At 71.3% G+C, this 3,472-nt stretch carries 3 protein-coding genes; all 3 read left to right on the forward strand.

Annotation, left to right across the window (positions count from 1 at the left end):
- Positions 1-131 precede the first annotated feature (131 nt).
- Entirely contained in the window at positions 132-2,351 is a 2,220-nt protein-coding gene (locus tag FJ251_14610; protein MBM4118935.1) for a PAS domain S-box protein, read from the forward strand.
- A 5-nt stretch (positions 2,352-2,356) separates the two neighbouring features.
- Positions 2,357-3,097: a hypothetical protein gene (locus FJ251_14615; protein MBM4118936.1), complete on the forward strand. Its 741-nt coding sequence runs from the start codon at positions 2,357-2,359 to the stop codon at positions 3,095-3,097.
- A gap of 194 nt (positions 3,098-3,291) precedes the next feature.
- The coding region (locus tag FJ251_14620) for a type IV toxin-antitoxin system AbiEi family antitoxin domain-containing protein (GenBank protein ID MBM4118937.1) at positions 3,292-3,472 on the forward strand (181 nt) is incomplete at its 3' end.

Genomic DNA, 3,472 nt, shown 5'->3' on the forward strand with positions numbered 1-3,472 from the left:
CCTCGGTGGCGACGTTCACCAGCACGAAGCCGGCGTAGAGCAGGCAGTAGACCAGGAACATCCACAGGCCGAGGCGGGTCTTGTACGGGCTCGCGGGATCGGGTCCCGAATCCCGGGCGGGTTCGTGGAGCATGGGATCCTCCGGGGCGGTTGCGACGACGGTCGTGCCGGCAAACGGGCCGCGGGGCGGCGCCGCGGCAAACCTAGTCTATCGTTGGGGGATTAACAACCCTTGTCCCCGCCCCCCGCGCCGGGCTAAGCTGCGGGCGCACCACCTTCCGGGGGCCCCGATGAAGCGTCTGGTCCTCAGGACCGTCCTGGGGGCCCTGCTGGCGATCGCCCTGTTCACGGGGGTGGTTTTCGTCTACATCCTGCCCGCCTTCGACCGGGTCATCATGGATCAGAAACGCCTGATGATCCGCGAATTGACCGAATCGGCCTGGAACATCCTGGCCCGCTGCCACGCCGACGAAGAGGTCGGCGCGCTGACCCGCGCCGAGGCCCAGGCCGCCGCCGTCTCCCAGGTGCGCGGCCTGCACTACGGCCAGGGCAGCAAGGACTATTTCTGGATCATCGACGAGCACCCGCGGATGATCGTCCATCCCTACCGCCCCGACCTCGAGGGCAGCGACCTGCGCGAATTCGCCGACCCGCGCGGCAAGCGCCTGTTCGTCGAGATGGCCCGCGTGGTCGCCGACCAGGGCGCCGGCTACGTCAGCTACCGCTGGCAGTGGAAGGACGACAGCCGCCGCATCGTGCCGAAGCTCTCCTACGTCAAGGGCTTCGCGCCGTGGGGCTGGATCATCGGCACCGGCGTCTACCTCGAGGACGTGGCGGCCGAGCGCGCGGCCCTGGTCGAGCGCCTGCAGACCGTCTCGCTGGCGATCCTGCTGGCGGTCGCGGGACTGCTGGTGGTCCTGCTGCGCGCGGGGTTCCAGGCCGAGCGCGCGCGCCAGCAACTGGCGGCGGCGCTGCACCTGTCCGAGGAGAAGCACCGCACGCTGGTCGAGTCGGCCGGCGAGTCGATCCTCATGGCGATCGAGGGCGAGCGCCTCTTCGGCAACCCGAGCCTGCTGCGCCAGCTCGGCTACGACGAGGCCGCCTTCGCGGGACTTGACGTGGGCGACGTCGTCCTGCCCACGGCCGCCGAACGCGCGGCCGGGCGCCGAATCTGGCAGGACGTCGCGGCGGGCGCGCCGGCGCCCGCGCCCTACGAGGCGGAGCTGCGCCGCGCCGACGGCGCGACGCTGCGCGTGAACCTCTCGCTCTCGCGCATCGAGGTCCAGGGCCAGGCCGGATTCATGGCCGTGGCCGCGCGCGCCGCGGCGGCCCGCGACGTCGAGCCGGCCGACGCCGGCTCGGCCGGGGAACTGGGAGCGGCCAACCGGCGCCGGTCGCTGATGGCCGCGCTCATGCTCACCCATGGAACGCCGGCCGGCGAGGTGATGCGGCTGCTGTCCAACCAGGCCGAGGCCGTGACGCGCCGCAGCCTCGCCCTGGCCGAGGCCGAGCTGGGCCCCGCGCCCGGGACCTGGGAGTTCCTGCTGATGGGCAGCGTCGGCCGCGGCGAGGTGAGCCTGCTGACCGACCAGGATCACGCGATCATCCACGACGACGCGCCGGGCCTGGCCGACTACTGTCTGCGCCTGGGCGCGCGCGTGGCGGAGATCCTCGCGGGCGCCGGCTACGAGCGCTGCCGTGGCGGCATCATGGCCGGCGAGCCGGGCTGCTGCCACGGGCCGGAGGCCTGGCGCGCGACGTTCTCGCGCTGGATCCACACGCTGGAGGCCGAGGATCTCCTGCACGCCAAGGTCTTCTTCGATTTCCGCGCCCTGGCGCACGGCGAGGCGGCGCTGCGCCTGGCGCGCGACCTGCGCGAACACCTGCACGGCGACATCGCCGTTCAGCCCCGCTTCTGCCACCTGCTGGCGCGCAGCATCCTGACCTGCGAGCCGCCGCTGTCGCCCTTCGGCTCCTTCGTGCTCGAGACGCTCGACGGCCGGCGCGCGACCTTCGACGTCAAGGGCGTCCTGGCGCAGATCGTGGACATCGCGCGGCTGCGCGCGCTCCAGCATGGTGTCCGCGAGGTGGGCACCGTGGCGCGGCTGGAGGCTCTGGTCGCCGCCGGCGCCCTCAAGCCGGCCACCGCCGAGACCACGATCGCGGCGTTCCGCTTCCTGCAGGACCTGCGCCTGCGGCACCAGGCCGCGCAGGTGCTGGCGCAGGTCGAACCGGACAACCGCCTCGAGCCCGCCACCCTGGCGCCCGCCGAGCAGGCCGAACTCAAGCGCGTCCTCGGGCACGTCAAGGCGCTGCAGGCGGCCGTCGACCACGATTTCGCGGGGGCGTAGTCACGATGAACGCCGCCGCCACCGGTCCTCTGCTGCTGCTCGGCGACGTGCACACGCGCTTCGGCGTCATCGCCGCCCAGATCGAGCACGCGCGCGAGGTGGCCGGCGTCCTGCCCTGCGCCGTGGTCGTGGCCGGCGACCTCGGCCTGTTCGGCGACGACCTGCGGCGCCACTTCCGCCGTCAGGGCCTGCGGTTCCCGGCGCCGGTCAGCTTCATCGAGGGCAACCACGAGGATTTTCGCGCCTTCGCCTCGCTGGTCGCCGATTACGCCGACGTCCTGACGCACCTGCCGCGCGCCACCGTGCAGCCACTCGGCCCCTGGCGGGCGCTGTGCCTGGGCGGCGCCCGCTACATGGACGCCATGACCACGCCGCGCGGCTGCGAGATCACGGAGCGCGACATCGACGCCTGCCTGGCCTTCCCCGCCGGCGCCGTCGACCTGGTGGTCAGCCACGACTGTCCCTGCGGCATCGGCGTGCCCGGCACCGTGGGCTTCGAGCACCTGGGCCCGCCCGGCATGCCCGGTTTCGAGCGCATCGCCGCCCGCCTGCGCCCGCGCCTGTGGGTTTTCGGCCACCACCATCGCTGGCACGAGCACGAGAAGCTTGGCACGCGCTACCTCGGCCTGCCGGAGAGCTGGCACGGCTACTGCCTGCTGGATCCCGACGGAACGCTGCGCCGCATCGACCACGCCGCGCAACCTGCGGCCGCGCCTAGGCGCTGGAAGCTCCCGGGCCGGCGCTGAGCCGGAGAGCAAATAGGGAAGTCAGCCGGCTGCGGAATCGGCCGCAGGCGTGCGCAATTGAGGCACAATTGATTGTAAGGCAATTAGTTAACACAATACAGCGGCGCCGCGCGAAACATGTCTTGCTTTGTCCTGTGCGGCGAGACATAATGATCTCACATGTTGACAAGTGCTAACAAAACGTCTGGATCACGATGGCCAAGCGACCCGAGGATCTCTTTCGCGAAAACGGTGGCCGACTCCGCATGAACGAGGCCATCGGCCTGGGTATGTCGCGTTACATGCTCTACGCGCTGAGAGACCGGGGAGTCATCGAGCAGGTGAGCCGGGGCATCTACAGGCTCGTCGACCTGCCCCCGCTCGGGAATACTGGGG

Source organism: bacterium (genome assembly GCA_016873475.1).
Classification (GTDB): Bacteria; Krumholzibacteriota; Krumholzibacteriia; order JACNKJ01; family JACNKJ01; genus VGXI01.

Excerpts from the sequence above, each read along its gene's own strand:
- FJ251_14615 (MBM4118936.1), top strand. The coding sequence starts at position 2,357 with ATGAACGCCGCCGCCACCGGTCCTCTGCTGCTGCTCGGCGACGTGCAC.
- FJ251_14610 (MBM4118935.1), top strand. The coding sequence starts at position 132 with ATGGGATCCTCCGGGGCGGTTGCGACGACGGTCGTGCCGGCAAACGGG.